The sequence below is a fragment of the Agrococcus sediminis genome (assembly GCF_007923295.1).
In the GTDB taxonomy this organism is placed as follows: domain Bacteria; phylum Actinomycetota; class Actinomycetes; order Actinomycetales; family Microbacteriaceae; genus Agrococcus; species Agrococcus sediminis.
The window spans coordinates 229,104-254,289 of the sequence record NZ_VOIR01000012.1; the positions used below are offsets into that span (position 1 = coordinate 229,104).

Below are 25,186 nucleotides of genomic sequence, written 5' to 3' on the forward strand. Positions count from 1 at the left end.
ATGGGGTCAGGACTGGAAGGGGAAGCCGAGCGCCTTGAGCAGCGCGCGACCCTCGTCGTCCGACTTCGCCGTCGTGACGACGGTGATGTCGAACCCGCGGACGCGGTCGATCTTGTCCTGGTCGATCTCGTGGAACACGGACTGCTCCTGGAGGCCGAACGTGTAGTTGCCGTTGCCGTCGAACTGCTTCGGGCTCAGGCCGCGGAAGTCGCGGATGCGGGGCAGCGCGAGCGTCAGCAGACGGTCGAGGAACTCCCACATGCGGTCGCCGCGGAGCGTCACGTGCGCACCGATCGGCATGCCGTCGCGCAGCTTGAACTGCGCGATCGACTTGCGTGCGGCGGTCACCATCGGCTTCTGTCCGGTGATCTGCGTGAGGTCGCGGATCGCGCCCTCGATCACCTTCGAGTCGCGCGCGGCCTCGCCGACGCCGGTGTTGACGACGATCTTGGTCAGGCCCGGCACCTGCATGACGTTGCCGTAGCCGAAGTCCTCGCGGAGCTGCGGCACGATCGTCTCGCGGTACTGCTGCTTGAGCCGGGGCAGGCGCACAGCGGTGTCAGTCATTGCTCTTGATCTCCTTGCCCGACTTGCTCGCGACGCGGACCTTCGTCGTGGTCGTGACGCCGTTCTTCTCGACGGTCTTGACCTCGCGGCGGACGCGGGTGGGCTTCTTGGTCTCGGGGTCGATCAGCGCGACGTTCGACACGTGGATCGGGGCCTCGTGGGTCTCGATGCCGCCCGTGCGGGTGCCGCGGTTGGTCTGGCCGACCTTGATGTGCTTGGTGACGAGGTTGACGCCCTCGACGATCACGCGGTTCTGCTCGGGCAGGACCTCGATCACGCGACCGGTCTTCCCCCGGTCGCCGCCGCGCGACTCGCGCGCGCCGGCGATGACCTGCACGAGGTCGCCCTTCTTGATGCTGGCCATGGGTCAGATCACCTCCGGTGCGAGCGAGACGATCTTCATGAAGCGCTTGTCGCGGAGCTCGCGACCGACGGGGCCGAAGATGCGCGTGCCGCGGGGGTCTCCGTCGTTCTTCAGGATGACCGCTGCGTTCTCGTCGAACTTGATGTACGAGCCGTCGGGACGGCGGGTGGACTTCACGGTGCGGACGATGACGGCCTTGACCACATCGCCCTTCTTGACGGCACCGCCGGGGATGGCGTCCTTGACCGTGGCGACGATGGTGTCGCCGAGGCCCGCGTACCGACGGCCGGAGCCGCCGAGGACGCGGATGGTCAGGAGCTGCTTGGCGCCGGTGTTGTCGGCGACCTTGACGCGGGATTCCTGCTGGATCATGTCTGGATCTCCTTCGAGGCCGAGGCCTACTTGGCCTTCTCGAGGATCTCGACGAGGCGCCAGCGCTTGGTGGCGCTCGTCGGGCGGGTCTCTGCGATCAGGACGCGGTCGCCGATGCCGGCGGCGTTCTGCTCGTCGTGCGCCTTGACCTTCGAGGACTTGCGCAGGACCTTGCCGTAGAGGGGGTGCTTGACGCGGTCCTCGACCTCGACGACGACGGTCTTCTCCATCTTGTCGGAGACGACGTAGCCGATGCGCGACTTGCGGTAGCCGCGCTGGACGGTCTCGTCCTTGGGCTGCTCAGTAGCCATCAGTTGTCCTCAGCCTTCTCGGCCTCAGTGGCCTTCGCGGCCTCGTCGGCCTTCTTCGACTTCTTCTTGTCCGCAGCCTTCTCGACCGGCGCCGGGGAGGCGCTGATGCCGAGCTCGCGCTCGCGGATCACGGTGTACAGCCGCGCGATGTCGCGCTTGACGGCGCGCAGGCGGCCGTGCGAGTCCAGCTGGCCGGTGGCCGACTGGAACCGCAGGTTGAACAGCTCCTCCTTGGCCCGCTTCAGCTCGACGACGAGACGCTCGTCGTCCATGCTGGCGAGCTCGGCGGGCAGGAGCTCCTTGGAACCGATCGCCATTATGCGTCAGCCTCCTCGCGCTTGATGATGCGTGCCTTGAGCGGCAGCTTGTGAATGGCTCGCATCATCGCCTCGCGTGCGAGCTCCTCGTTGACGCCGGCGACCTCGAACAGGACGCGGCCCGGCTTGACGTTCGCGACCCACCACTCGGGCGAGCCCTTGCCGGAGCCCATGCGGGTCTCGGCGGGCTTCTTCGTGAGCGGACGGTCGGGGTAGATGTTGATCCACACCTTGCCGCCGCGCTTGATGTGGCGCGTCATGGCGATACGAGCGGCCTCGATCTGGCGGTTCGTGACATACGCAGGCGTGAGCGCCTGGATGCCGAACTCGCCGAAGCTGACCTTCGTGCCACCGGTGGCCTGACCGCGGCGCTTCGGGTGGTGCTGCTTGCGGTGCTTGACTCGACGGGGAATGAGCATGATTACGCCTCGACTCCTGCTGCTGCCGGCGCGTCGCGGCGGGGACCCCGACGCTCGCGCTGCGGCTTCTGGTTCGCCTGCTCGCGAGCCAGCTCGCGGTTGGTGAGCTCACCGTTGTAGATCCAGACCTTCACGCCGATGCGGCCGAAGGTGGTGCGGGCCTCGTAGAAGCCGTAGTCGATGTTCGACCGGAGCGTGTGCAGGGGCACACGTCCCTCGCGGTACGACTCGCTGCGGCTCATCTCGGCACCGCCGAGGCGGCCCGAGACCTTGATCTTGACGCCCTTGGCACCGGCGCGCTGCGCCGACTGCAGGCCCTTGCGCATCGCGCGGCGGAATGCCACGCGGGCGCTGAGCTGCTCGGCGATGCCCTGCGCGACGAGCTGAGCCGAGGCCTCGGGGTTCTTGACCTCGAGGATGTTCAGCTGGATCTGCTTGCCGGTGAGCTTCTCGAGGTCGGCGCGGATGCGCTCGGCCTCGGCGCCGCGGCGACCGATCACGATGCCCGGACGGGCGGTGTGGATGTCGACGCGGACGCGGTCGCGGGTGCGCTCGATCTCGATGCGGGCGACGCCGGCGCGGTCGAGGCTCGTCGCGAGCATCCTGCGGATGCGCACGTCCTCGGCCACGTAGTCGGCGTAGCGCTGCCCCGGCTTGGTCGACTCGGCGAACCAGCGCGACACGTGGTCGGTGGTGATGCCGAGGCGGAAGCCGTACGGGTTGACCTTCTGTCCCATTACTTCTCGTCCTCCGTGGTCGGCGTCGCGAGCACGACGGTGATGTGGCTCGTCCGCTTGTTGATGCGGAACGCGCGACCCTGTGCACGCGGCTGGAACCGCTTGAGCGTGGTGCCCTCGTCGACGAATGCGCGCGACACGTACAGGTCGGCGTCGTCGAGGAACTCGTTCGTCGCGTCGGCCTTGACCCGGGCGTTCGCCATCGCCGAGGCGACGAGCTTGTAGACCGGCTCCGAGGCGCCCTGCGGGGCGAACTTCAGGATCGCGAGGGCCTCCTCGGCCTGCTTGCCGCGGATCATGTCGACGACGCGGCGGGCCTTCTGAGGGGTCACGCGGATGTGACGAACGCGAGCGATCGACTCAACCATTGCCTTCTCCTTCCGTCGCCGCGCTTAGCGGCGACGACCCTTCTTGTCGTCCTTCACGTGACCGCGGAAGGTGCGGGTGGGCGCGAACTCGCCCAGCTTGTGGCCGACCATCGTCTCGGTGACGAAGACCGGGATGTGCTTGCGGCCGTCGTGCACGGCGATCGTGTGGCCGAGCATGGCCGGGACGATCATCGAGCGGCGCGACCACGTCTTGATGACGTTCTTGCTGCCGGCCTCGTTCTGGCGAACCACCTTGGTGAGGAGGTGGTCGTCGACGAACGGACCCTTCTTGAGGCTGCGGGGCATCGGACTCTCCTACTAGCGCTTCTTCTTGCCGGTCGGGCGGCGGCGGACGATGAGCTTGTCGCTCGGCTTGTTCGGCCGGCGGGTGCGGCCCTCGGCCTGACCCCACGGGCTGACGGGGTGGCGGCCACCGCTCGTCTTGCCCTCGCCACCACCGTGCGGGTGGTCGACCGGGTTCATCGCGACACCGCGGACGGTCGGACGGACGCCGAGCCAGCGCTTGCGGCCGGCCTTGCCCCAGTTGATGTTCGACTGCTCGGCGTTGCCGACCTCGCCGATCGTGGCGCGGCAGCGGGCGTCGACGTTGCGGATCTCGCCCGACGGCAGGCGGAGCTGCGCGTAGGGGCCGTCCTTGGCGACGAGGCGGACCGATGCGCCGGCCGAGCGGGCCAGCTTGGCGCCGCCGCCCGGACGGAGCTCGATCGCGTGGACGACCGTTCCCGTCGGGATGTTGCGCAGCGGCAGGTTGTTGCCCGGCTTGATGTCGGCGCCTGCGCCCGACTCGACGATGTCGCCCTGGCCGAGCTTGTTGGGGGCCAGGATGTAGCGCTTCGTGCCGTCCTCGAAGTGCAGCAGCGCGATGCGCGCCGTGCGGTTGGGGTCGTACTCGATGTGCGCGACGCGGGCGTTGACGCCGTCCTTGTCGTTGCGACGGAAGTCGATGACGCGGTACTGGCGCTTGTGGCCGCCGCCGATGTGGCGGGTCGTGATGCGACCGGCGTTGTTGCGGCCACCCGTCTTGGGGAGCGGGCGCAGCAGCGACTTCTCGGGCGTCGACCGGGTGATCTCAGCGAAGTCTGCGACGGAGGAGCCGCGACGACCGGGGGTCGTCGGCTTGTACTTGCGGATTGCCATGTGCTTGTTCCTTCCGTCCTCAGCCGACAGCCGTGAAGATGTCGATCGAGCCGGACTTCAGCTTCACGATCGCGCGCTTGGTGTCCTTGCGCTTGCCGATGCCGAAGCGGGTGCGGCGCGTCTTGCCGACGCGGTTGAGGGTGTTGACGCGCTCCACCTTGACGCCGAAGATCTTCTCGATCGCGAGCTTGATCTCGGTCTTCGAGGCGCGCGGGTCGACCTCGAAGGTGTAGCTGCCCATGTCGATGAGCGCGTAGCTCTTCTCGGACACGATCGGGCGGATGATGATGTCGCGAGGGTCCTTGTTGTAACCGCTCATCAGTTCTCGTCCTTGTCTGCCGCAGCGGCCTTCGAGCCCTTGCCGGCCTCGACGAAGCCAGCGGCCTCAGCGGCCTCGGCAGTGCGGAACCACACCTCGGCCTCGGTCTGCTCGAACCAGCGACCCTCGGGGCGGTGGAACTTCATCGAGTTCGCGTTGCCCTTGATCGGGAAGCCCTCGGGGGCGGAGCCGTCGGCCAGCGGTGCGGCCGAGTCGGCGCCGAAGTCGCCCTCGGCGACCTCTGCCTCAGCGGCAGGGGCGGCCTCGTCGGCCGTCGCCGGCTGCTCGACGGGAGCGGCGGCCACGACGGCCTCGCCCTTCGTCTTCGCGGCGACGAACGCCTCGTAGGCGGTCTTCGAGAAGACGATGTCGTCGCTCACGAGCACGTCGTACGCGTTGAGCTGGTCCCACGACAGGACGTGCACCTCGGTGAGGTTGCGCACCGAGAGGAACGCGGTCTCCTCGGAGCGGTCGAGCACGATGAGCACGTTCTTGACGACGCCGAGCGCGGCGAGCATCTCGACGGCTGCGCGCGTCTTCGGGGCCTCGGCGGAGCCGAAGGTCTCGACGACGTGCAGGCGGCCGCCGCGAGCGCGGTCGGACAGCGAGCCCAGCAGGGCCGCGGCGATCATCTTCTTGGGGGTGCGCTGCGAGTAGTCGCGCGGCGTCGGGCCGTGGACGATGCCACCGCCGGTCATCTGGGGCGCGCGGATCGAGCCCTGGCGCGCGCGGCCGGTGCCCTTCTGCTTGAACGGCTTGCGGCCGGCGCCGGAGACCTCGCCGCGACCCTTGGTCGAGTGCGTGCCCTGGCGTGCGGCAGCGAGCTGCGCGACCACGACCTGGTGGATCAGCGGAACGTTCGTCTGGACGTCGAAGATGCTGGCGGGCAGCTCGACCGAGCCTGCCTGCTTGCCCTTCGCGTCGACGATGGCGACCTGTGCGGTCATGCTCAGGCTCCCTTCACAGCGTTGCGGACGAAGACGAGTCGGCCGCGGGCACCGGGGACGGCGCCCTTGACGAGCATGAGGCCCTGCTCGACGTCGATCGAGTGGACCGTGAGGTTCAGCACCGACACGCGCTCGCCACCCATGCGGCCGGCCATGCGCATGCCGCGGAAGACGCGGCTGGGCGTGGACGAGGCACCGATGGAGCCCGGCTTGCGGTGGTTGCGGTGGGCACCGTGCGAGGCGGAGACGCCGGCGAAGTTGTGGCGCTTCATGACACCGGCGAAGCCCTTGCCCTTGGAGGTGCCGACGACGTCGACCTTCTGGCCTGCGGCGAACAGGTCGACGGCCAGCTCCTGGCCGAGCTCGTACTCGCCGGCGTTGTCGGTGCGCACCTCTGCGAGGTGGCGGCGGGGGGTGACGCCGGCGGCGTCGAAGTGGCCGGCGGCGGGCTTGTTGACCTTGCGCGGGTCGACCTGGCCGGCAGCGATCTGGATGGCCGCGTAGCCGTCCTTCTCGTGCGTGCGGATCTGCGTGACCACGTTCGGCGTGATCTCGAGCACCGTGACGGGGACGAGCTTGTTCTGCTCATCCCACACCTGGGTCATCCCGAGCTTCTTGCCGAGCAGGCCGCGAGTCGTCGTGATCTTCGACATGGCGTTCCTTAGAGCTTGATCTCGATGTTGACGTCAGCGGGCAGGTCGAGGCGCATGAGCGAGTCGACGGCCTTGGGCGTCGGATCGATGATGTCGATGAGTCGCTTGTGCGTGCGCTTCTCGAAGTGCTCGCGGCTGTCCTTGTACTTGTGGGGAGAACGGATCACCACGACCACGTTCTTCTCCGTCGGCAGCGGCACAGGGCCCACCACCGTCGCGCCCGCTCGGGTCACGGTGTCGACGATCTTGCGCGCCGACGAGTCGATGACCTCGTGGTCGTACGACTTCAGTCGGATGCGGATCTTCTGTCCCGCCATGGCTGACTCTCTTTCCTGTCGACGCAGCCGCTCGGACTGCTCGCAACACACCTGTCAGTGCACCGCTGTTCTTCTGTCAATGCCCCGGAGGGCGCGCACCGCCGCTGAGCACGGTCATGCCGCGCTCGGCTTCGGCGAAGTTCTTGTCGGCTGCCCGCGGCCCAGGATCGTGATCGTCCTGTGCACTGCCAGGGCAGTGAGCGGCGTGAGACGCCGCGTTTGCAACCTGTCGATTCTCGCACGGATCAGGATGTCCGTGCAACCCGGGCGTGTCGCGCCTGCTGCCGCGTCGTTCCGCGGCTGCGGCCGGCCGCGCCGCCATCCTCCCACGCACGGCGGAGGGGCGGGGATCGCTCCCCGCCCCTCGGTGCTCCCGCGCTACTGGCGCGGCTCGTCGTCCTGCGGCTGCGCCCCGGCAGCGTCTGCGTCGGAGTGGCCGAGGAAGCCGTCGGCGTGCTCCTGCACGCCGTCGGTGTGCTCGGCGAAGCGCCCGCCCGAGAGCCGGTCGAAGCCGTCGCCGGCGGCCTGGATGCCCTGGTCGCTGTGCTGCTCGCCCTGCTCGTTGTCGAGCGCGTCCTTCGCCTTGTTCACGAAGTCATCGATGCCCATGCATGCCTCCTGTCCCGTCGCGCGGATCGCGGCGTGCCCACCACCGAACCACACCCGCGGCGATCGCGCCAGTGCTCCGGCCCGATCGCTACGCTCGCGGCATGGCGCTCCCCCACGATCCCAGCTGGCCCCGCGCGGGCGGATGGCCGCAGCTCGCCGAGGCCGAGGGGGCCGTCGACGCGGTGCTCGTCGGGCTCGGGACCCACGCGACGTCGCTGAGCCCCACCGCCGCGCACTCGACGCCGCCCGCGGTGCGCGAGGCGCTGCGCCGCTACTCGCCGCACGCCGCGGCGGCGCCGCTCGCGGGGCTGCGGATCGCCGACGCCGGCGACGCGGCCGACCCCGACGGCGACGAGGCAGGCGCTGCGGCGCTCGTCGCGGGGGCCGCGGCCCGCGCGCGGCTCGTGCTCGCGATCGGCGGCGACAATGCCGCGACCGTGCCCGCCGCCCTCGGCGCCTGGGGCGCATCCGTCGGCTCCGCCGGCCTCATCACGATCGACGCGCACCACGACCTGCGCGACGGCCGCAGCAACGGCTCGCCGGTGCGCCGGCTGCTCGAGGCGGGCCTCGACGGGCGCCGCGTCGTGCAGATCGGGATCCAGGACTTCGCCAACTCCGCGGCCTACGCCGAGCGGGCCGAGGCGGCGGGCATCACGGTGATCGCCCGCGACGCGTGCGAGGCGGCCCCGATGCACGAGATCGCCGCCCGCGCCGTCGCGATCGCCGCGGCCGCCGGCGGACCGGTGCACGTCGACGTCGACGTCGACGTCTGCGACCGAGCCGTCGCGCCCGGCTGCCCGGCCTCCACCCCCGGAGGGCTCAGCGCCTGGCAGCTGCGGCAGCTCGTGCGCGCCCTCGCGGCCGCGCCCGAGGTGACCTCGATCGACTTCACCGAGGTCGACGCATCCGCCGACGCCTCCGACGGGCGCACCGTGCGGCTCGTGGCGCTCGGGATCCTCGAGGCGCTCGCCGGCCTGGCGCTCAGAGCCCCCGCATCGTGAACGCGCGGGCCACGGCCGCCCGCCCCGGCGGCAGCGCGAGCGCCCGCACGAGCAGCATGCGCGCCGCGAGCTCCGTGCCGCCGGCGGGCGAGCCCATCCCCATGTTCCAGGCGGCGCGCCGCATCGCGCGCTTGGCCGCCTCGCCGCGCGCGAGGGCGTAGGCCGCGAGGGCCTCGGCGCCGCGACGCTCGTCGGCGAGCGCACGCGAGAGGGCCGCGTCGAGGGCCAGCGCGTCGAGCCAGCCGAGACTCATGCCCTGGCCGCCGATCGGGCTCACCTCGTGCGCCGCGTCGCCGACGAGCGCCACCCGCCCGACCGCCGCGCGCTCCGCGAGGTGCTGGCGCGCGACGAACGCGCTCGGCTCCGCGCCCGCGGGCAGCCGCGGCGGGTCGACGAGCCGCTCGTCGAGGAGGCGCTGGAACCGAGCGAGGCCGATGCCGGGCTCCGGCTCCCGCAGCCGCACCACCCAGCGCCGCCGGCCGCCCGGGAGCGGGAACGACTCGACGATGCCGCCGGGCTCGAGGTGCAGGTGCGCCTCGCCGTGCTGCGCATCCGGGCGAGCACCCGCGCCCTCCGGCTCGTCGACGTCGACCATCGCGTACGCGCCCCAGCCGTGGCGGAGCCGCCAGCGCACGCCGAGCATCGCGCGCACCGCGCTGCGCACGCCGTCGGCGCCCACCGCCCAGCGCGCCTCGACCGGGGCGCTCCCCTCGATCCCGAGCCCGACGGCGTCCGCCCGCTGGGTCAGCGCCACGACGCGCGCGCCGGTGCGCAGCGCGCCGGGCGCGAGCGCCGCGAGCCGCTCGCGCAGCAGCGCCTCGGTGCGGTGCTGCGGCAGCGCGCGGATCGGCGCCTCGTCGAAGCGCAGCCGCGCGAGCTCGCGCCCGCCGCGCAGCGCCGCGCCCGCGGTGATGGCAGTCGACTCCGCGCGCACGGCGTCGCCGACGCCCGCCGCGTCGAGGGCCGCGAGCCCCGGCGGGTGGATGCCGAACGCGCGCGACGCCGCCGACGGCGCGGTGCGCCGCTCGAGCACGACGACGTCGAGCCCCCGCTGCGCGAGGAGGCACGCGAGGTGCAGGCCCACGGCGCCCGCCCCGACGACCGCGACGTCGTGGCGCGCGCTCACGGCGCCTCCCGCACGAGCTCGAGCCGCGACGGCAGGCCGCGCCGCACGCTCCACCCCGGCGGCACCGCGGCCGCGAGCTCGGCGGGCGTGCTGCTGCGGCGGATCGAGGCGAGGCCGTCGGGGCGGATGAGCGTGCCGCGCAGGAGCGTGGGCTGCAGCGGCCAGGTGGCGGCGGCGAAGGCCGCGTACGCGAGCGGCGAGCGGGCGATGTCGCCGTGGACGGCGACGCCGCCCGGCGCCGTCAGCCGCTCCGAGTCGGCGAGCACCGCGCCGAGCTCGGCGGGCGACAGGTGGTGCAGCACGTGGTTCGACACGACGACGTCGAAGCGCTCGCCCGCGGCGACCAGGTCGCCGGTCGTCGCCTGGCGCAGCTCGAGGCCCGGCACGGGGCCGAGCCCGCGCGCGTAGGCCATCGCGCGCGCATCCGGATCGATCGCCACCACGCGCAGCCCGCCGCCGTCGCGCGCCGCCCAGCGCAGCAGCCGGCGCGGCAGGTCGGCGCCGCCCGTGCCGACGTCGAGGAGCCGCACCTGCCGCCCCGCGCGCAGCCGCGGGCGGATCCAGCGGCGGTAGAGCGCCCCGCGGCCCGACACCGCGGCGTTGACGAGGTCGAACCTCGCGTAGGTGCGCGCGAGCACCTCGGGGTCGCAGCCCGGGTCGTCCATCGCTTCGCGCGCATCCGGGTCGCGATCGCGCAGCGCCCAGCGCGGCACGCTCATCCCTGGACGGTGAGCAGCGCCGACTCGACCGTGAGGCCGGGGCCGAACGCCATCGCTGCGACGCGCTCGCCGTCGGCGGCGTCCGAGCGCAGGATCCGGTCGAGCACGAACAGCACGGTGGCGCTCGACATGTTGCCGAAGTCGCGCAGCGTCTCGCGCGCCGGCACGAGCTGCGCCTCGGAGAGCCGCAGCGTCGACTCGACCTTGTCGAGGATGCTGCGCCCGCCCGGGTGGATGGCCCAGTGCCTGACCGCGTCGCCCGCGCGGCCCTCGCCGAGCGCGGCACCCAGCGCCGCCTCCTGCGAGAGGAGCGGCTCGATCGCGCCCACGATGTGCTCGCCGATGAGCGACGGCACCGCGTTCGAGAGCACCATCTCGAAGCCGTGGTCGCCGATCCGCCACGCCATGTCGCCCTCGCCCTGCGGCGTCGTGCGGGTCGCGAACGCGTCGAGCCGCAGCGCGCGCTCGCCCTCGGCCGTCGGCCGCGCGGTCACGACGCCCGCGCCCGCGCCGTCGCCGAAGAGCGACGTCGCGACGATCGTGTCGGGATCGTTGGAGGTGCGCAGGTGCAGCGTGCAGAGCTCGACGCTCACGACGAGCACGACCGCCGACGCGTCGGCCTCGCACAGCTGCGCCGCGAGCCGCAGCGCCGGCACCGCCGCGTAGCAGCCCATGAAGCCCAGGTGGTAGCGCTGCACGCCCGCGGGGAGGCCCAGGTCGCGCGCGAGCACGAAGTCCGGCCCCGGCGCGTAGAAGCCGGTGCACGAGACCGTGATGACGTGCGTGACGTCGGCGGCCTCGAGGTCGGGCACCGCCGCGAGCGCCGCGCCGCCCGCCTCGACGTAGAGGCGGCTCGCGTGCTCGGCGTAGCGGTCGTTGCGCAGCCGCGTGCCGGGGTCGAGCAGGAGGCCGGTGCTGCGGTCGAAGAACGCGGGCTCCTCGGGCCCGTCGCCCGAGAGCGTCAGCTCGTCGACGACCGTGTAGCGGTGGTCGATGCCCGAGACGCCGAACGAGGTCGAGACGATGCGCTGGGCGAGCCGCGACAGGCCGGGCTGCGCGCCGAACACCTCCGCCACCTCGGTCTGGACGAGCCGCGTGGGCGGCACGGCAGTGGACAGGCCCCTCAGCGTCACCGTCATGCGGCGAGCGTAGTGGCGGCGCCTGTGCGTCGCTACGACAGCCGGTCGGGCGCCACGACGAGGTCGCCCGCGCGCCAGACGGCGTGCACGAGCGGCACGCCGGGCCGGTAGGCGAGGTGGGTGACCGAGGGCGCGTCGAGCACCTGCAGGTCGGCGCGCGCACCGGGGCGGATGCGTCCGAGGGGCGCGAGCGGCCGGCCGTCGCGGCCCGTGCGGGGCGCGTCGCGGTCGATGGCCGCCGCACCGCCGAGGGTCGCCGCGCGCACGGCCTCCTCGACCGTCAGGCCCATCTGCAGCACCGCGGTCGCGACGCAGTACGCCATCGACGTCGTGTAGCTCGTGCCCGGGTTGCAGTTGCTCGCGATCGCCACGACGGCGCCCGCGTCGAGCAGCCGGCGGGCGGGTGCGAGCGGCATGCGGGTCGACAGGTCGCACGCGGGCAGCACCGTGGCCACCGTGCCGCGGCCGCCGTGCCAGCTGTCGGCGAGCATCGCCACCTCGTCGTCGTCGAGGAAGGCGACGTGGTCGACGCTCAGCGCGCCGAGCTCCACTGCGAGCCGCGTGCCGGGGCCGGGCCCGAGCTGGTTGCCGTGCACACGCAGGGCGAGCCCGCGCGCCCGAGCGGCCTCCAGCACCCGCCGCGACTGCTGCTCGTCGAAGGCGCCGCGCTCGCAGAAGACGTCGACCGCGTCGACGTGCGGCGCGACGGCCTCGAGCATCTCGCCCGCGACGAGGTCGACGTAGCCCTGCGCATCCGAGCCCTCCGGCACGAGGTGCGCGCCGAGGAAGGTGACGGCGTCGGCGCGGGCGGCGGCGATGCGCGCCGAGCGCAGCTCGTCGGCGACCGTGAGCCCGTAGCCCGTCTTCACCTCGAGCGCCGTCGTGCCGCCGCGGAGCGCCTCGTCGGCGAGCCGGTCGAGGTTCGCGGCCAGCTCGTCGTCGCTCGCGGCCCGGGTCGCCGCGACGGTGACGCCGATGCCGCCCGCCGCGTACGGCTCCCCCGCCATGCGCGCCTCGAACTCGGCGGTGCGGTCGCCGGCGAAGACGAGGTGGGTGTGGCTGTCGACCCACCCCGGCAGCACGGCGCGGCCGGCGACGTCGACGCGCGCGTCGGCGGCGGGCGCAGCGGCGGCCTGACCGACCCACGCCACGAGCCCGCCCTCGAGCACGACGGCCGCGTCGCGCATCCGTCCGAGCTCGTCGTCGTTCGTGGTGAGCTCGCCGATGCCCGTGACGAGGGTCGACATCAGCCGCGCCGCATCGGGATCGGCACGCCGTGCGCCTCGGCGAAGCCGATCGCCTCGTCGTAGCCGGCGTCGACGTGCCGGATGACGCCCATGGCCGGGTCGTTCGTGAGCACCCGCTCGAGCTTCTCGGCCGCGAGCGCCGTCCCGTCGGCGACGGTCACCTGCCCGGCGTGGATCGAGCGGCCGATGCCGACGCCGCCGCCGTGGTGGATCGACACCCAGCTCGCGCCCGAGGCCGTGGCGACGAGCGCGTTGAGCAGCGGCCAGTCGGCGATCGCGTCGGAGCCGTCGCGCATCGCCTCGGTCTCGCGGTACGGGCTCGCGACCGAGCCCGCGTCGAGGTGGTCGCGGCCGATCACGATCGGCGCCGAGAGCTCGCCGCTCGCGACCATCTCGTTGAAGCGCAGGCCCGCGAGGTGCCGCTCCCCCGCACCGAGCCAGCAGATGCGCGCCGGCAGGCCCTGGAAGTGCACGCGCTCCTGCGCCATGCGGATCCAGCGCTCGAGGCGGCGGTTCTCGGGGAACAGCTCGAGGATCGCCTCGTCGGTGCGCCGGATGTCCTCCGGGTCGCCCGAGAGCGCCGCCCAGCGGAACGGTCCCTTGCCCTCGCAGAAGAGCGGGCGGATGTAGGCGGGCACGAAGCCGGGGAACGCGAAGGCGTCCTCGAAGCCGCCGAGCCTCGCCTCGGCGCGGATCGAGTTGCCGTAGTCGAAGACCTCGGCGCCGGCGGCCTGGAAGCCGACCATCGCCTCGACGTGCCGCGCCATCGAGGCGCGTGCGCGCTCGGTGAAGCCCTCCGGGTCGCGCGTGCGCTCCGCCTCCCAGTCGTCGAACGCGACGCCGCTCGGCAGGTAGGCCAGCGGGTCGTGCGCGCTCGTCTGGTCGGTGACGACGTCGATCGGCGCGCCCATCCGGAGCAGCTCGGGCACCACGTCGGCGGCGTTCGCGCAGAGGCCGATCGAGAGCGCGCGCCCGGCGTCCCTCGCCTCGACGGCGCGCGCGAGCGCATCTGCCACATCCGTCGCCTCCACGTCGAGGTAGCGGTGCTCGATGCGGCGGCGGATGCGGCTCGGGTCGACCTCGACGCAGATCGCGACGCCGTCGTTCATGGTGACGGCGAGCGGCTGCGCGCCGCCCATGCCGCCGAGGCCCGCGGTGAGGGTGATCGTGCCGGCGAGGCTCTCGCGGCCGAGCTTCGCCGCGACCGCGCCGAACGTCTCGTAGGTGCCCTGCAGGATGCCCTGCGTGCCGATGTAGATCCAGCTGCCTGCGGTCATCTGGCCGTACATCGTGAGCCCCGCGGCCTCGAGCCGGCGGAACTCGGGCCACGTCGCCCAGTCGCCGACGAGGTTGGAGTTGGCGATGAGCACGCGCGGTGCCCACGCGTGGGTGCGCATCACGCCGACCGGCCGGCCCGACTGCACGAGCAGGGTCTCGTCGTCCTCGAGGGCCTCGAGCTCGCGCACGATGGCGTCGTAGCTCGCCCAGTCGCGGGCCGCCCTGCCCGTGCCGCCGTAGACGACGAGCTCGTCGGGGTGCTCGGCGACCTCCGGATCGAGGTTGTTCATGAGCATGCGCAGCGCCGCCTCCTGCTGCCAGCCCTTCGCCGTCAGCTCGCTGCCGCGCGCCGCGCGCACCGGTCGTGCTCCGCGCATCATGCGCCTCCCTCTCGCTCGATCCCCACCTGGAACGCCTCGTCGGCATCCGCCGTCCACGCCTCGCCGCCCTCGGCCAGCCCCGCCTCGATGAGCGCGCCCCCGCCGACCACGAAGGCGACGGATGCCTCGATGTCGCGGGCGAGGAACCGGTCGGGCCCGATGCCCGGCACGAGGCGCCGCAGCCCTGCGATCACGCGACCGGTGCGCTCCCCCGCGGGCTCGGCGCGCAGCTCGATGCCGCGCGCGGCCGTCATCACCTCGATCGCGAGCACCCGGCCGAGGCCGTCGACGGCGCGGCGCAGCTTGCGCGCGGCGCCCCAGCCCATCGAGACGTGGTCCTCCTGCATCGCGCTCGACGGGATCGAGTCGACCGAGGCCGGCACCGCGAGGCGCTTCAGCTCGGAGACGATCCCCGCCTGCGTGTACTGCGCGATCATCAGGCCCGAGTCGACGCCCGGGTCATCGGCGAGGAACGGCGGGAGGCCCCACGAGCGCGCGGGGTCGAGGAAGCGGTCGGAGCGGCGCTCGCTCATCGACGCGACGTCGGCGATCGAGATGGCGAGGAAGTCGAGCACGGCCGCGACCGGCGCGCCGTGGAAGTTGCCGTTCGACACCACCCGGCCGTCGGCCAGCACCACGGGGTTGTCGATCGCGCTCGCGAGCTCGACCTCAGCCACGCGGGCCGCGTGCGCCGCCGTGTCGCGAGCGGTGCCGTGCACCTGCGGGGCGCAGCGCAGCGAGTAGGCGTCCTGCACGCGCGTGTCCTCGGGCCCCTTGTGGCTCGCGACGATCGGGCTGCCCTCGAGCAGCGCCGCGATCGTCGCGGCGCTCGCCGCCTGGCCCGGGTGCGGGCGCAGCGCCATGAGGTCGGCGGCGAACGGCGCATCGGTGCCGAGCAGCCCCTCGACGCTCATCGCGGCGGCGAGGTCGGCGGTCGCGAGCAGCTTGTCGAGGTCGGCGAGCGCGAGGCAGAGCATCGCGAGCATGCCGTCGGTGCCGTTGACGAGCGCGAGGCCCTCCTTCTCGGCGAGCACGACGGGTGCGAGGCCGGCGCGCTCGAGCGCGGCCGACGCATCCATGACCTCGCCGTCGAGCCGCCCCGGCCCGCTCACCTCGACGACGCCCTCGCCCATCGCCGCGAGCGCCACGTGCGACAGCGGCGCGAGGTCGCCCGAGCAGCCGAGCGACCCGTACTCACCGACCACGGGCGTGATGCCGGCGTTGAGCATCGCGGCGTAGAGCTCGGCGGTGGCGCGGCGCACGCCGGTGCGCCCGGTCGCGAGCGTCTGGAGGCGCAGCAGCATGAGGCCGCGCACGACCTCGCGCTCGACCGCCTCGCCGCTCGAGGCGGCGTGCGAGCGGATGAGCGACTGCTGCAGGCGCGTGCGGTCGCCGGGCGCGATGGCGGTGTTCGCGAGCGCGCCGAAGCCGGTCGAGATGCCGTAGTGCGGCCGATCGTCGGCCGCGAGCGCGTCGATGACGACGCGGGCCGCGTCGATGCGCTCGAGCGCCGCGGGGCTCAGCTCGACCCGCGCGTCGAATCGGGCGACCTGCACCACCTGGTGCCGCGTGAGGGGGGCGTCTCCGATGACCACTGCCATGCCGCCATTCCAGCGCCCCGGCCGGGCGCGCGCATCCGCCTGGCGCAGCTTCGTGTCTGAGATATCGGACGCCGCCTACACTGGGGCGATCAGCGGCCGGGGCGGGGCCGCGACGAGCGGAGGGTGCCGATGGGGATGCCGCGGATGCCGGCGGCCAGGAGCGCTCTGCGCGTGCTGTCGCTGCTCGCCGAGCAGGCAGGGCCCGTGCGGGCCGCGACCATCGCGCGCGAGCTGGGCCTGCCTCGCTCGAGCGCGTACCAGCTGCTCCAGGTCATGCGCGACGAGGGCTTCCTCGTGCACTACCCGGAGCTCGGCGCCTGGGGCCCGAGCGCGCGGGTGCAGCAGATCGGCTCGCGCGTCGCGGCCGCGACCCGGCTCGAGCGGCTCGCGCAGCCGATCCTCGACCGGCTCGTCGCGCGATCGCCGATCCCCGCGACGAGCCACCTCGCGGTGCTCGCCGGCAGCGACGTCGCCTACGCCGGGCGCGGCGAGGGGCGCCGATCCCCCGTGACGGTCTCGCGCGTGGGCGTGCGGCTGCCCGCGGTGCGCACGGCGACCGGCCGCGCGATGCTCGCGGCGCTCGGCGACGACCAGGTGCGGGCGCTGCTGCCGCACGACCGCGACCTGGCCGGCGAGCGGCCGGCGACGCGGTCCGCCCTCACCGCGCTGCTCGCGGGGGTGCGGCGGCGCGGCTGGGCGACCGAGGACGGCGAGGTCGACGCGGCCTACGGCTCCGTCGCGGCCGCCGCCCGCGACGCCGCCGGCTACCCCGCGGCGTCGGTGGGCCTCACGTTCCGGCTGGTCGACGCCGACGAGGCCGCGTGGGCGGCGCTCGGCGGCGCGAGCGCCGCGGCCGCCGCCGAGCTGACGCGCAGGCTCGGCGGCGGCTGAGACGTCAGGCCAGGCGGGTCTCGACCGGCGTCGGGTTCGAGAAGAGGTCGTGCACGGGGCAGTGCGCGTCGACGAGCCGGCGCAGCTCCTCGAAGCGGGCGCGCTCGTGGGGGCCGTCGATGTCGACGACGACCCGCACGCCGGCGAACCCGGGGCGCACGTCGTCGGCGCCGAACAGGCCGCGCACGTCGAGGTCGCCCTCGGCGCGCAGCTCGAGCCGGTCGATCGCGAGCCCGAGCCGCTTGGCGTACAGGCGGTAGACGACGGTCTGGCACGCGAGCAGCGCGCCGAGCGCCGCCTCCACGGGGCTCGCGCCGGCGTCGTCGCCCGCGAGGCCGGCCGGCTCGTCGATGAGCCACTCGTGCCGGCCGGCGCGGATGCGCGTCGCGACCGCGCCCTGGGCCTCGCCGTCGGCGCGGAAGACGAGCCGGGCGTTCGCGACGTCGGCGGCGAGCCGCTCGCCCCATGCGCGCTCGGCTTCGTCGAGGCGCGCCTCGCGGTCGGCGTCGGTGACGGGGGCGGCGGATGCGGTGGTGATGCTCATGCGGATCTCCTCGGTTCGGGGATCCACACGCTAGGGAGCGACGCGGCGGGCGCGGAAGCCCGCCGCGTCGCACGGCGTCACGCGGCGTCGCGGGGCGTCACAGAGCCGCCGTGCCGTCGACCCGCGACCGCCGCCTCAGACGGGCCGGTCGTCGGCGTCCGGCCGCGGCGGCGACGCCTGCGCCTGCGCGGTCAGGGATGCGTCGTCCGGGTCGAGGTCGGCGTGGTCGGCGAGGTGCTCCCGCTCGATCGCCGCCCGTGCGCGATCCGCGAGCTCGTCGAACGACCTGCCCGACATGTCGCCGGGGACGTCGGCCGGCGCATCGGCGTCGACCGCGAGCTCCGGGGCGTCCTCGTCGCGGCGCGGCTCCTCGTCCTCCTCGTGCTGCACCATCTGGCCCTCCTCTGCTGGGCGCGCGGCTCAGGGCTGCGCGCGGTCGGTGTCGTCGAGCGCGGTCGCGTCGCCGGCCGGGTCGCCCACGGGCGCGGTCGGGTCGAGCGTTCCGGGCCCCTGCGGCGCCTCGGGCGCTCCGGGCGCTCCGGGCACGGGGGCGTCGGGGCCGCCCGGACCGGCGGGCGCTCCCGGCACGTCGGGGGTGCCGGGCGCCCCGGGGGCCTCGGGTGCGCCGGGCCCGGGCTGCAGCGGCTCGCCCGGCTCCTCGGGGCTGCCGCCCGGCTGCTCGGCCTCGAGCTCCGCGATGCGCTCGCGATGCTCGTCGATGCGGTCGAGGCCCTCCTGCACGACGCGCTCGTAGCGCTCTCCGGTCGCCTCGGCCGCGAAGTCGGCCTGCCCGTCGCGGTCGGCGTTCGGCGCCGGCGCCGGCGGCTCGCCGCCGGTGGGGAGGGGCTGCTCGTCGTCGAGCGGCTGGTCGCCGCCGTCGCGGATGTCGCTGTCTGCCATGCTCGCACCTCTCGTTCCTGGCCGACGCCGGTGCGCCGGCGCAGCCAGTAGAGCACCGGAGCCTGGGAGCGGCATCGACGCGGGGGCGTCAGCGCGCGAGCAGCCACCAGATGCCGGCGACCGCCTGGGCGATCGCGATCACGATCGCGATCGCGACGAGCGTCACGTGCACGGTGAGGAACCGCGTCGGCCGGCCCTGCGCATCCCTCGCCCGCTCGTCGCGCGCGACGCGGCGCAGGAATGCCGGCCACACGACGACGCTGAAGGCGGCGCCGACGAGCAGCAGCACGGCGCCGGTGACCCCGGCCGCCTCAGCCATCGGCCCGCCGGTCGTCCTCGCGGCTCCACGCGATGCGGATGAGCCGGCGCAGCACGCCCTCGTCGACGAGCTCGAGGCGCTTGACGTAGACGCAGCCCGCGCCCTCGGTGTACGCGCCGAGCTCGGGCAGCAGCGCCGCACCCTCGGGCAGGTCCTTGAGCCCGTAGAGCGACAGCGCGCCCTTCCGCGGCGAGAACGCGACCTTCGGCCACTCGCCCTCCGTCCGCGAGGTGGGCGACGGCGAGACGTAGCGGTAGCTGCCGTAGCCCACCATCGACGGCCCCCAGAGCACGGGCTCGGCGCCGGTCTCCTCGCGCATGATGCGGTCGAGCCGGTGCCCCTCCTCGACGCGACGGGCGGGCTGCGCGGCGTCGAGGAACGCCTCGACGGAGGCGTCGGTCGGCTGCGTCTTCGGCTCTGCCATGCGTCCAGGCTACGCGCGTGCGGACCGCTCGGGCCCGCGCGCGGCAGTGAGCCGGCGGCGCACCGCGGCCGACAGCGCGGCGGGCCACCACGGCGACGCCCCCGCGACGCGCTCTGCGAGCGCGGCGAGGTCGCCGGCGGCCCGCGCGTCGGAGCGGGCGAGGATCGCGTCGAGCTCGGCCGCGAGCGCGGGATGCGTCCGCTCGGCCCGCCGCCACGGGTCCTGCGCGTCGGCCACCGGCGACACCGCGGGCTCGAGCAGGCGCGCCAGCACCAGCACGCCGCCAGCCGCCTCGAGCAGGTGCCGGCGCGCCACGAGCCGCTCGCCGCGGGCGGCGCGGCCGCCGCCGACGAGCAGCGCCCGCAGCAGCGCCGTCGCCACGGTGCCCGGATCGCGGGACGGCGGCACGAGGGTCGGGCGGATGCGCTCCGGCAGGTCGCCGAGGCGGTCGACGGCGACGCGGTGCGCGTCGGAGCGGCTCTCGGCCAGCTCCTCCGGCGTGAACACCGCGTACTCCAGCAGATGGCCGTCGTCGGTCACGACCCAGGCGCCGTGCTCGGTGTCGCGCTCGTGCAGCACGATCCGCGCCGGGGGCACCGGCAGCCAGGCGGTGCTCGCGCGCAGGCGCGGGGCGGCATCCGCCTCGGCGATCACGAAGAAGTCGTGGTCGCTCCAGTCGTCGGCCCGGTGCGCCGTGCCGGCGGTGCTCCCGAGGAGCACGAGCCCGAGCACGCCGTCGGCCCGCTCGGCCCACTCGACGAGGGCCGCGGTCAGGGCGTCGTGGTCGGCCGGCTGCATGCTCGCATCGTACGCGTCGCCGCGCGCCGCCGGATACGCGGAAGGGCCCCGCCGGAGCGGGGCCCTTCGCTGTGGTCCGAGTGGACTACTTGACGATCTTCGTGACCGTGCCGGCGCCGACCGTGCGGCCACCCTCGCGGATGGCGAAGCCGAGACCCTCCTCCATGGCGATCGGCTGGATCAGCTCGACCGTCATGTCGGTGGTGTCGCCGGGCATGACCATCTCGGTGCCCTCGGGCAGCGAGATGACGCCGGTGACGTCGGTGGTGCGGAAGTAGAACTGCGGGCGGTAGTTCGTGAAGAACGGGTTGTGGCGGCCGCCCTCGTCCTTGGACAGGATGTACGCCGTGCCCTCGAAGTTGGTGTGCGGCGTGACCGAGCCCGGCTTCACGACGACCTGGCCGCGCTCGACGTCCTCGCGCTTGGTGCCGCGGAGCAGCAGACCGCAGTTCTCGCCGGCCCACGCCTCGTCGAGCTGCTTGTGGAACATCTCGATGCCCGTGACCGTGGTCTTCTGCGTCGGGCGGATGCCGACGATCTCGACCTCGGAGTTGATCGCGAGCGTGCCGCGCTCGGCGCGACCCGTGACGACCGTGCCACGGCCGGTGATGGTGAAGACGTCCTCGATCGGCATGAGGAACGGCTTGTCGCGGTCGCGGACCGGGTCCGGGATGTTGTCGTCGGCGGCCTGCATGAGCTCGAGGATCGCGTCGACCCACTTCTCCTCGCCCTCGAGCGCCTTGAGCGCCGAGACGCGCACGACGGGGGCGTTGTCGCCGTCGAAGTCCTGGCTCGAGAGGAGCTCGCGGACCTCCAGCTCGACGAGCTCGAGGATCTCCTCGTCGTCGACCATGTCGGACTTGTTGAGCGCGACCATCAGGTACGGCACGCCCACCTGCTTGGCGAGCAGCACGTGCTCGCGCGTCTGCGCCATCGGGCCGTCGGTGGCGGCGACCACGAGGATCGCGCCGTCCATCTGGGCAGCACCCGTGATCATGTTCTTGATGTAGTCAGCGTGACCCGGCGCGTCGACGTGCGCGTAGTGGCGCTTCGGCGTCTCGTACTCGATGTGCGAGATGTTGATCGTGATGCCGCGCTGGCGCTCCTCGGGAGCGGAGTCGATCGAGGCGAAGTCGCGCTGCACGTTGGTCGCCGACGGGTACTTGTCTGCAAGGACCTTCGAGATGGCCGCCGACAGCGTCGTCTTGCCGTGGTCGACGTGACCGATCGTTCCGATGTTGACGTGCGGCTTGGTCCGCTCGAACTTGGCCTTAGCCACTGTGTCCTCCTAGGACTGTTCTCATGAGTGCACCGCCGCGTCCGCGGCAGGCGTTCGGGTGGTGTTGGAATATGGTACTTGGCTCGCCGGTCCACGCGAAACCGAGCGGGCCGACGGTGGGCCGGGGCGGCTCGCGCCGCCCCGGCGGGTCACTCGCCCTTGCTCTTCTGGACGATCTCGTCCGCGACGGCCTTGGGGACCTCGGCGTAGGTCGAGAACTCCATCGAGTAGACGGCGCGGCCCGAGGTCTTCGACCGGAGGTCGCCGACGTAGCCGAACATCTCCGACAGCGGCACGAGGGCCTTGACGACCTTCACGCCCTGGGCGTCCTCCATCGACTGGATCTGCCCGCGGCGCGAGTTCAGGTCGCCGATGACGTCGCCCATGTACTCCTCCGGCGTGCGCACCTCGACCGCCATGAGCGGCTCGAGGAGCACCGGCTGAGCCTTGCGCGCTGCCTCCTTGTAGGCCATCGAGCCGGCGATCTTGAACGCCATCTCCGAGGAGTCGACGTCGTGCGCCGCGCCGTCGAGCAGCGTCGCCTTGACGCCGACCGTCGGGAAGCCGGCGAGCACGCCGACCTGCATCGCGTCCTGCATGCCCGCGTCGACCGAGGGGATGTACTCACGGGGCACGCGACCGCCGGTGACGGCGTTCACGAACTCGTAGGTCTCCTCGCCGGCCAGGTCCATCGGCTCGAGCTTGATCTGCACCTTGGCGAACTGGCCGGAGCCACCCGTCTGCTTCTTGTGGGTGTAGTCGTACTTGTCGACGGTGCCCTTGATGGTCTCGCGGTACGCGACCTGGGGCTTGCCGACGTTGGCCTCGACCTTGAACTCGCGCTTCATGCGGTCGACGAGGATGTCGAGGTGCAGCTCGCCCATGCCCTTGATGACCGTCTGACCGGTCTCGGGGTTGTTCTCGGTGCGGAAGGTCGGGTCCTCCTCGGCCAGCTTCTGGATGGCGAGGGAGAGCTTCTCCTGGTCGGCCTTCGTCTTCGGCTCGATCGCGACCTCGATGACGGGCTCGGGGAACGTCATCGACTCGAGGACGACCTGGTTTGCCGGGTCGCACAGGGTGTCGCCGGTCGTGGTGTCCTTGAGGCCGATCACCGCGTAGATGTGGCCCGCGGTCATCGAGTCGACCGGGATCTCCTTGTTGGCGTGCATCTGGAAGATCTTGCCGATGCGCTCCTTCTTGCCCTTGGTGGAGTTCGCCACCGCGGCGCCGGAGTCGACGTGGCCCGAGTAGACGCGCACGTAGGTGAGGCGGCCGAAGAACGGGTGCACGGCGACCTTGAACGCGAGGGCCGCGAACGGCTCGTCGCGGTCGGCGTGGCGCTCGATGATGACCTCTTCGTCGCGCACGTCGTGGCCGGGGATGGCCGGCACGTCGAGCGGCGTCGGCAGGTAGTCCACGACCGCGTCGAGCATCGGCTGCACGCCGCGGTTCTTGAACGCCGAGCCGCAGAGCACGGGGTAGATCTCCGAGGCGACCGTCATCTTGCGGATGGCCGCCTTGATCTCGGCGACCGTGAGCTCCTCGCCCTCGAAGTACTTCTCCATGAGCGCGTCGTCGGTCTCGGCGACCGTCTCGAGCAGCGCCTGGCGGTACTCCTGCGCCTTCTCGACGAGATCGGCGGGGATCTCCTCGATGGCGTACTCGGCGCCCATCTTCACGTCGCCCTTGGCGTCGCCGCGCCAGGTCTTCGCCTTCATCTCGACCAGGTCGACGATGCCCTCGAAGGCGCTCTCCGAGCCGATCGGCAGCTGGATGACCAGCGGGCGGGCGCCGAGGCGGTTGATGATGGTGTCGACCGTGAAGTAGAAGTCGGCGCCCATCTTGTCCATCTTGTTGACGAAGCAGATGCGCGGGACGTCGTACTTGTCGGCCTGGCGCCAGACGGTCTCGGACTGGGGCTCGACGCCCTCCTTGCCGTCGAAGACGGCGACCGCGCCGTCGAGCACGCGGAGCGAGCGCTCGACCTCGACCGTGAAGTCGACGTGGCCGGGGGTGTCGATGATGTTGATCTGGTTCTTGTCCCAGAAGCAGGTCACGGCGGCCGACGTGATGGTGATGCCGCGCTCCTGCTCCTGCTCCATCCAGTCGGTGGTCGAGGCGCCGTCGTGGGTCTCGCCGATCTTGTGGTTGACGCCCGTGTAGAACAGGATGCGCTCGGTCGTCGTGGTCTTGCCGGCATCGATGTGGGCCATGATGCCGATGTTGCGGACCTTGTTCAGGTCGGTGAGCACGTCCTGTGCCACAGGGTTCCTCCGATGAGTGGATGGAGCGGGAGTTGGGGGATGCCGCGCTGCGGGGACCCCGGCCGTGGGCCGGGATCCCCGGAGGCGATCACCAGCGGTAGTGCGCGAAGGCCTTGTTCGACTCGGCCATCTTGTGCGTGTCCTCGCGACGCTTCACCGCGGCGCCGAGGCCGTTGGACGCGTCGAGGATCTCGTTCTGCAGGCGCTCGGTCATCGTCTTCTCGCGACGAGCCTTGGCGTACGAGACGAGCCAGCGCAGCGCGAGCGTGTTCGCGCGGTGCGGCTTGACCTCGACGGGGACCTGGTAGGTCGAGCCGCCGACGCGGCGCGACTTGACCTCGAGGGTCGGGCGGATGTTGTCGAGCGCCTTCTTGAGCACTGCGACCGCGTCCTGGCCCGACTTGGTGCCGACGCCGGCGAGCGCGCCGTAGACGATGCGCTCGGCGAGGCCCTTCTTGCCGTCGAGGAGGATCTTGTTGACGAGCTGCGAGACGATCGGTGCGCCGTAGACGGGATCGGCAACGACCGGGCGCTTGGGGGCGGGACCCTTGCGAGGCATTACTTCTTCTCCATCTTCGCGCCGTAGCGGCTGCGAGCCTGCTTGCGGTTCTTCACTGCCTGGGTGTCGAGCGCGCCGCGCACGATCTTGTAGCGCACGCCGGGGAGGTCCTTCACACGACCGCCGCGGACGAGCACCATCGAGTGCTCCTGGAGGTTGTGGCCCTCACCGGGGATGTAGGCGGTGACCTCGGTGCCGTTCGAGAGCTTCACGCGGGCGACCTTGCGGAGCGCCGAGTTGGGCTTCTTGGGGGTGGTCGTGTAGACGCGGGTGCAGACGCCGCGCTGCTGGGGGTTCGCCTTCAGCGCCGGCGCCTTGGTCTTCGAGACCTTCGGCGACCGACCCTTGCGGACCAGCTGCTGGATAGTGGGCACGTTGCTTCTTCCTGCTGCACGGTGACAGCGTTTCGATGTGGTTCGCCGGCTGGGCCGGCTCCATCGGTGATCCCCCGCGCACGCTCTCGCGTGCCCTCTTCAGGTGGTGGATATGCCGTGGGGGCTGGCGGGTTCGGACCCGCTGCCCACGTGCGGCCCGTGCGCTCCTCGCGCATGGCGCAAGGCGCGCATGTGCGCACACCCGATCAAGGATAGGGCCACGCCGCATGCACGGTCAAGCGCGCGGGCGGGCCGCGCGGCGCAGCTCGTCGGCGAGCGCGATCGGCCGCTCGAAGCGCACCGCGAGGGCGATCGCGTCGCAGAGCGCGAGCAGCAGCTGCGGCGGGGCGACGAGCGGCACGTCGAGGTGCAGCAGCGCCGCGCGGCGCTCGCCCGGCACGGTGATCCAGCAGTCGACCGAGAGCGCGGGGAGCTCCGCCCCGCCGCCCGCCTCGCGCACCGTCGGGCGGCGCAGGATGCGCGAGCCGGCGGAGCGCAGCACGCGGTCGTCGGCGCCCGGGCGCGCGGTGCCGCCCTCGCCCTCGTGCGCGGCGCGCAGCACGAGCGGCACGAGGGCGGCCAGCACGTCGTCGGGCCCGGTGCTCGCCGCGGTCGGCACGGCGATGCCGGGGTGGACGGATGCGGCGGCCGGCATGGGCACGTCGGCCTCGAGCGCGATCCCGAGGTGCAGCTGCTCGGCGCCGCCCGCCTCGGCGCGCTCGAGCGCCGCCTCGAGCCTGCGCCGCAGCGCGATGCGGGCGCCCGCGCGGTCGTCGGCGCCGCCGTGCAGCTCCTCGGCGAGGGAACGGATGCGGGCCGGCGCGTCGGGCTGTCCGAGCGGCATCGCGAACCACCGGGCCGGCAGCGCGAGCACGAGGCTCATGC

34 protein-coding genes are annotated in these 25,186 nt (G+C 72.9%); 2 read left to right on the forward strand and 32 right to left on the reverse strand.

Annotated features, from left to right (window positions below; translation table 11 throughout):
- Positions 1 to 6: 6 nt before the first annotated feature.
- The 15 genes from rplE to FQ330_RS04840 form a co-directional block, all read right to left on the reverse strand.
- On the reverse strand, positions 7 to 567 hold the full coding sequence (rplE, locus tag FQ330_RS04770) for a 50S ribosomal protein L5 (RefSeq protein WP_128189863.1): 561 nt from the start codon (positions 565 to 567) through the stop codon (positions 7 to 9).
- Positions 560 to 931 carry a 50S ribosomal protein L24 gene (gene rplX, locus FQ330_RS04775; RefSeq protein WP_128189862.1) on the reverse strand — a complete coding sequence of 124 codons (372 nt, stop codon included), beginning with the start codon at positions 929 to 931 and terminating at the stop codon, positions 560 to 562. The genes rplE and rplX overlap by 8 nt, the downstream gene beginning before the upstream one ends.
- A gap of 3 nt (positions 932 to 934) precedes the next feature.
- Positions 935 to 1,303: a 50S ribosomal protein L14 gene (gene rplN / locus FQ330_RS04780; RefSeq protein WP_123697054.1), complete on the reverse strand. Its 369-nt coding sequence runs from the start codon at positions 1,301 to 1,303 to the stop codon at positions 935 to 937.
- A 26-nt stretch (positions 1,304 to 1,329) separates the two neighbouring features.
- The gene (gene rpsQ / locus FQ330_RS04785) at positions 1,330 to 1,614 is read right to left on the reverse strand and encodes a 30S ribosomal protein S17 (protein ID WP_146355665.1); all 285 of its coding nucleotides are present in this window, start codon (positions 1,612 to 1,614) and stop codon (positions 1,330 to 1,332) included.
- Positions 1,614 to 1,931: a 50S ribosomal protein L29 gene (rpmC, locus tag FQ330_RS04790; RefSeq protein ID WP_146355667.1), complete on the reverse strand. Its 318-nt coding sequence runs from the start codon at positions 1,929 to 1,931 to the stop codon at positions 1,614 to 1,616. The genes rpsQ and rpmC overlap by 1 nt, the downstream gene beginning before the upstream one ends.
- Positions 1,931 to 2,350, reverse strand: coding sequence for a 50S ribosomal protein L16 (rplP, locus tag FQ330_RS04795; protein ID WP_128189859.1), 420 nt, complete (start codon positions 2,348 to 2,350; stop codon positions 1,931 to 1,933). Before rplP ends, rpmC begins: the two co-directional genes overlap by 1 nt.
- 2 nt (positions 2,351 to 2,352) lie before the next feature.
- Complete coding sequence (gene rpsC, locus FQ330_RS04800; protein WP_128189858.1) at positions 2,353 to 3,087, reverse strand: 30S ribosomal protein S3; 735 nt, start codon at positions 3,085 to 3,087, stop codon at positions 2,353 to 2,355.
- Positions 3,087 to 3,455 carry a 50S ribosomal protein L22 gene (rplV, locus tag FQ330_RS04805; protein ID WP_123697049.1) on the reverse strand — a complete coding sequence of 123 codons (369 nt, stop codon included), beginning with the start codon at positions 3,453 to 3,455 and terminating at the stop codon, positions 3,087 to 3,089. Before rplV ends, rpsC begins: the two co-directional genes overlap by 1 nt.
- Positions 3,456 to 3,479: 24 nt before the next feature.
- Entirely contained in the window at positions 3,480 to 3,761 is a 282-nt protein-coding gene (rpsS, locus tag FQ330_RS04810; protein WP_021010891.1) for a 30S ribosomal protein S19, read from the reverse strand.
- Positions 3,762 to 3,773: 12 nt separating this feature from the next.
- Entirely contained in the window at positions 3,774 to 4,613 is an 840-nt protein-coding gene (gene rplB / locus FQ330_RS04815; RefSeq protein WP_128189857.1) for a 50S ribosomal protein L2, read from the reverse strand.
- Between the two features lie 19 nt (positions 4,614 to 4,632).
- The gene (rplW, locus tag FQ330_RS04820) at positions 4,633 to 4,932 is read right to left on the reverse strand and encodes a 50S ribosomal protein L23 (protein ID WP_128189856.1); all 300 of its coding nucleotides are present in this window, start codon (positions 4,930 to 4,932) and stop codon (positions 4,633 to 4,635) included.
- Complete coding sequence (gene rplD / locus FQ330_RS04825; protein ID WP_128189855.1) at positions 4,932 to 5,879, reverse strand: 50S ribosomal protein L4, sunset domain variant; 948 nt, start codon at positions 5,877 to 5,879, stop codon at positions 4,932 to 4,934. Before rplD ends, rplW begins: the two co-directional genes overlap by 1 nt.
- 2 nt (positions 5,880 to 5,881) lie before the next feature.
- Complete coding sequence (gene rplC / locus FQ330_RS04830; protein WP_128189854.1) at positions 5,882 to 6,532, reverse strand: 50S ribosomal protein L3; 651 nt, start codon at positions 6,530 to 6,532, stop codon at positions 5,882 to 5,884.
- 8 nt (positions 6,533 to 6,540) lie between these two features.
- Positions 6,541 to 6,849 carry a 30S ribosomal protein S10 gene (rpsJ, locus tag FQ330_RS04835; RefSeq protein ID WP_021010896.1) on the reverse strand — a complete coding sequence of 103 codons (309 nt, stop codon included), beginning with the start codon at positions 6,847 to 6,849 and terminating at the stop codon, positions 6,541 to 6,543.
- Between the two features lie 378 nt (positions 6,850 to 7,227).
- The gene (locus tag FQ330_RS04840) at positions 7,228 to 7,458 is read right to left on the reverse strand and encodes an antitoxin (protein ID WP_146355669.1); all 231 of its coding nucleotides are present in this window, start codon (positions 7,456 to 7,458) and stop codon (positions 7,228 to 7,230) included.
- 101 nt (positions 7,459 to 7,559) lie between these two features.
- Between FQ330_RS04840 and FQ330_RS04845 the strand changes: the two genes are divergently transcribed.
- The gene (locus FQ330_RS04845; RefSeq protein ID WP_146355671.1) at positions 7,560 to 8,459 is read left to right on the forward strand and encodes an arginase family protein; all 900 of its coding nucleotides are present in this window, start codon (positions 7,560 to 7,562) and stop codon (positions 8,457 to 8,459) included.
- Here FQ330_RS04845 and FQ330_RS04850 read toward each other — a convergent pair.
- The 6 genes from FQ330_RS04850 to hutH are packed head-to-tail and all read right to left on the reverse strand — an operon-like array spanning position 8,440 to position 15,949.
- On the reverse strand, positions 8,440 to 9,585 hold the full coding sequence (locus tag FQ330_RS04850) for an FAD-dependent oxidoreductase (protein ID WP_192575846.1): 1,146 nt from the start codon (positions 9,583 to 9,585) through the stop codon (positions 8,440 to 8,442). The two genes, FQ330_RS04845 and FQ330_RS04850, sit on opposite strands and share 20 nt — an antisense overlap.
- The gene (locus FQ330_RS04855; protein ID WP_146355675.1) at positions 9,582 to 10,304 is read right to left on the reverse strand and encodes a methyltransferase domain-containing protein; all 723 of its coding nucleotides are present in this window, start codon (positions 10,302 to 10,304) and stop codon (positions 9,582 to 9,584) included. Before FQ330_RS04855 ends, FQ330_RS04850 begins: the two co-directional genes overlap by 4 nt.
- A complete protein-coding gene (locus FQ330_RS04860) occupies positions 10,301 to 11,443 on the reverse strand; it encodes a type III polyketide synthase (protein WP_146355677.1) in 1,143 nt (380 codons plus the stop codon). Before FQ330_RS04860 ends, FQ330_RS04855 begins: the two co-directional genes overlap by 4 nt.
- Before the next feature lie 32 nt (positions 11,444 to 11,475).
- Complete coding sequence (gene hutI / locus FQ330_RS04865; RefSeq protein ID WP_146355679.1) at positions 11,476 to 12,690, reverse strand: imidazolonepropionase; 1,215 nt, start codon at positions 12,688 to 12,690, stop codon at positions 11,476 to 11,478.
- Complete coding sequence (gene hutU, locus FQ330_RS04870) at positions 12,690 to 14,345, reverse strand: urocanate hydratase (protein WP_128190613.1); 1,656 nt, start codon at positions 14,343 to 14,345, stop codon at positions 12,690 to 12,692. Before hutU ends, hutI begins: the two co-directional genes overlap by 1 nt.
- On the reverse strand, positions 14,345 to 15,949 hold the full coding sequence (gene hutH / locus FQ330_RS04875) for a histidine ammonia-lyase (protein ID WP_146355681.1): 1,605 nt from the start codon (positions 15,947 to 15,949) through the stop codon (positions 14,345 to 14,347). The genes hutU and hutH overlap by 1 nt, the downstream gene beginning before the upstream one ends.
- A gap of 144 nt (positions 15,950 to 16,093) precedes the next feature.
- Between hutH and FQ330_RS04880 the strand changes: the two genes are divergently transcribed.
- On the forward strand, positions 16,094 to 16,840 hold the full coding sequence (locus FQ330_RS04880) for an IclR family transcriptional regulator (protein ID WP_225792693.1): 747 nt from the start codon (positions 16,094 to 16,096) through the stop codon (positions 16,838 to 16,840).
- Between the two features lie 4 nt (positions 16,841 to 16,844).
- Here the strand turns inward: FQ330_RS04880 and FQ330_RS04885 are convergent, their stop codons facing one another.
- The 11 genes from FQ330_RS04885 to FQ330_RS04935 form a co-directional block, all read right to left on the reverse strand.
- A complete protein-coding gene (locus FQ330_RS04885) occupies positions 16,845 to 17,384 on the reverse strand; it encodes an OsmC family protein (RefSeq protein ID WP_146355683.1) in 540 nt (179 codons plus the stop codon).
- A 135-nt stretch (positions 17,385 to 17,519) separates the two neighbouring features.
- Positions 17,520 to 17,777, reverse strand: coding sequence for a hypothetical protein (locus FQ330_RS04890; RefSeq protein WP_146355685.1), 258 nt, complete (start codon positions 17,775 to 17,777; stop codon positions 17,520 to 17,522).
- A 27-nt stretch (positions 17,778 to 17,804) separates the two neighbouring features.
- Positions 17,805 to 18,284, reverse strand: coding sequence for a hypothetical protein (locus FQ330_RS04895; RefSeq protein ID WP_146355687.1), 480 nt, complete (start codon positions 18,282 to 18,284; stop codon positions 17,805 to 17,807).
- Positions 18,285 to 18,372: 88 nt separating this feature from the next.
- Positions 18,373 to 18,603 (reverse strand): SCO4848 family membrane protein, encoded by a 231-nt coding sequence (locus FQ330_RS04900; protein ID WP_146355689.1) that lies wholly within the window; start codon positions 18,601 to 18,603, stop codon positions 18,373 to 18,375.
- Positions 18,596 to 19,027: a DUF1801 domain-containing protein gene (locus FQ330_RS04905; RefSeq protein ID WP_146355691.1), complete on the reverse strand. Its 432-nt coding sequence runs from the start codon at positions 19,025 to 19,027 to the stop codon at positions 18,596 to 18,598. Before FQ330_RS04905 ends, FQ330_RS04900 begins: the two co-directional genes overlap by 8 nt.
- Before the next feature lie 9 nt (positions 19,028 to 19,036).
- Positions 19,037 to 19,825, reverse strand: a complete 789-nt coding sequence (locus FQ330_RS04910) for a hypothetical protein (RefSeq protein WP_146355693.1) — start codon at positions 19,823 to 19,825, stop codon at positions 19,037 to 19,039.
- An 85-nt stretch (positions 19,826 to 19,910) separates the two neighbouring features.
- Positions 19,911 to 21,104: an elongation factor Tu gene (gene tuf, locus FQ330_RS04915; protein ID WP_146355695.1), complete on the reverse strand. Its 1,194-nt coding sequence runs from the start codon at positions 21,102 to 21,104 to the stop codon at positions 19,911 to 19,913.
- A gap of 149 nt (positions 21,105 to 21,253) precedes the next feature.
- Positions 21,254 to 23,368 (reverse strand): elongation factor G, encoded by a 2,115-nt coding sequence (gene fusA / locus FQ330_RS04920; protein WP_128189941.1) that lies wholly within the window; start codon positions 23,366 to 23,368, stop codon positions 21,254 to 21,256.
- Positions 23,369 to 23,456: 88 nt separating this feature from the next.
- Positions 23,457 to 23,927, reverse strand: coding sequence for a 30S ribosomal protein S7 (gene rpsG / locus FQ330_RS04925; RefSeq protein ID WP_128189940.1), 471 nt, complete (start codon positions 23,925 to 23,927; stop codon positions 23,457 to 23,459).
- Complete coding sequence (rpsL, locus tag FQ330_RS04930; RefSeq protein ID WP_021010916.1) at positions 23,927 to 24,301, reverse strand: 30S ribosomal protein S12; 375 nt, start codon at positions 24,299 to 24,301, stop codon at positions 23,927 to 23,929. The genes rpsG and rpsL overlap by 1 nt, the downstream gene beginning before the upstream one ends.
- 235 nt (positions 24,302 to 24,536) lie before the next feature.
- A complete protein-coding gene (locus tag FQ330_RS04935) occupies positions 24,537 to 25,184 on the reverse strand; it encodes a hypothetical protein (protein ID WP_146355697.1) in 648 nt (215 codons plus the stop codon).
- Between the last annotated feature and the right edge of the window lie 2 nt (positions 25,185 to 25,186).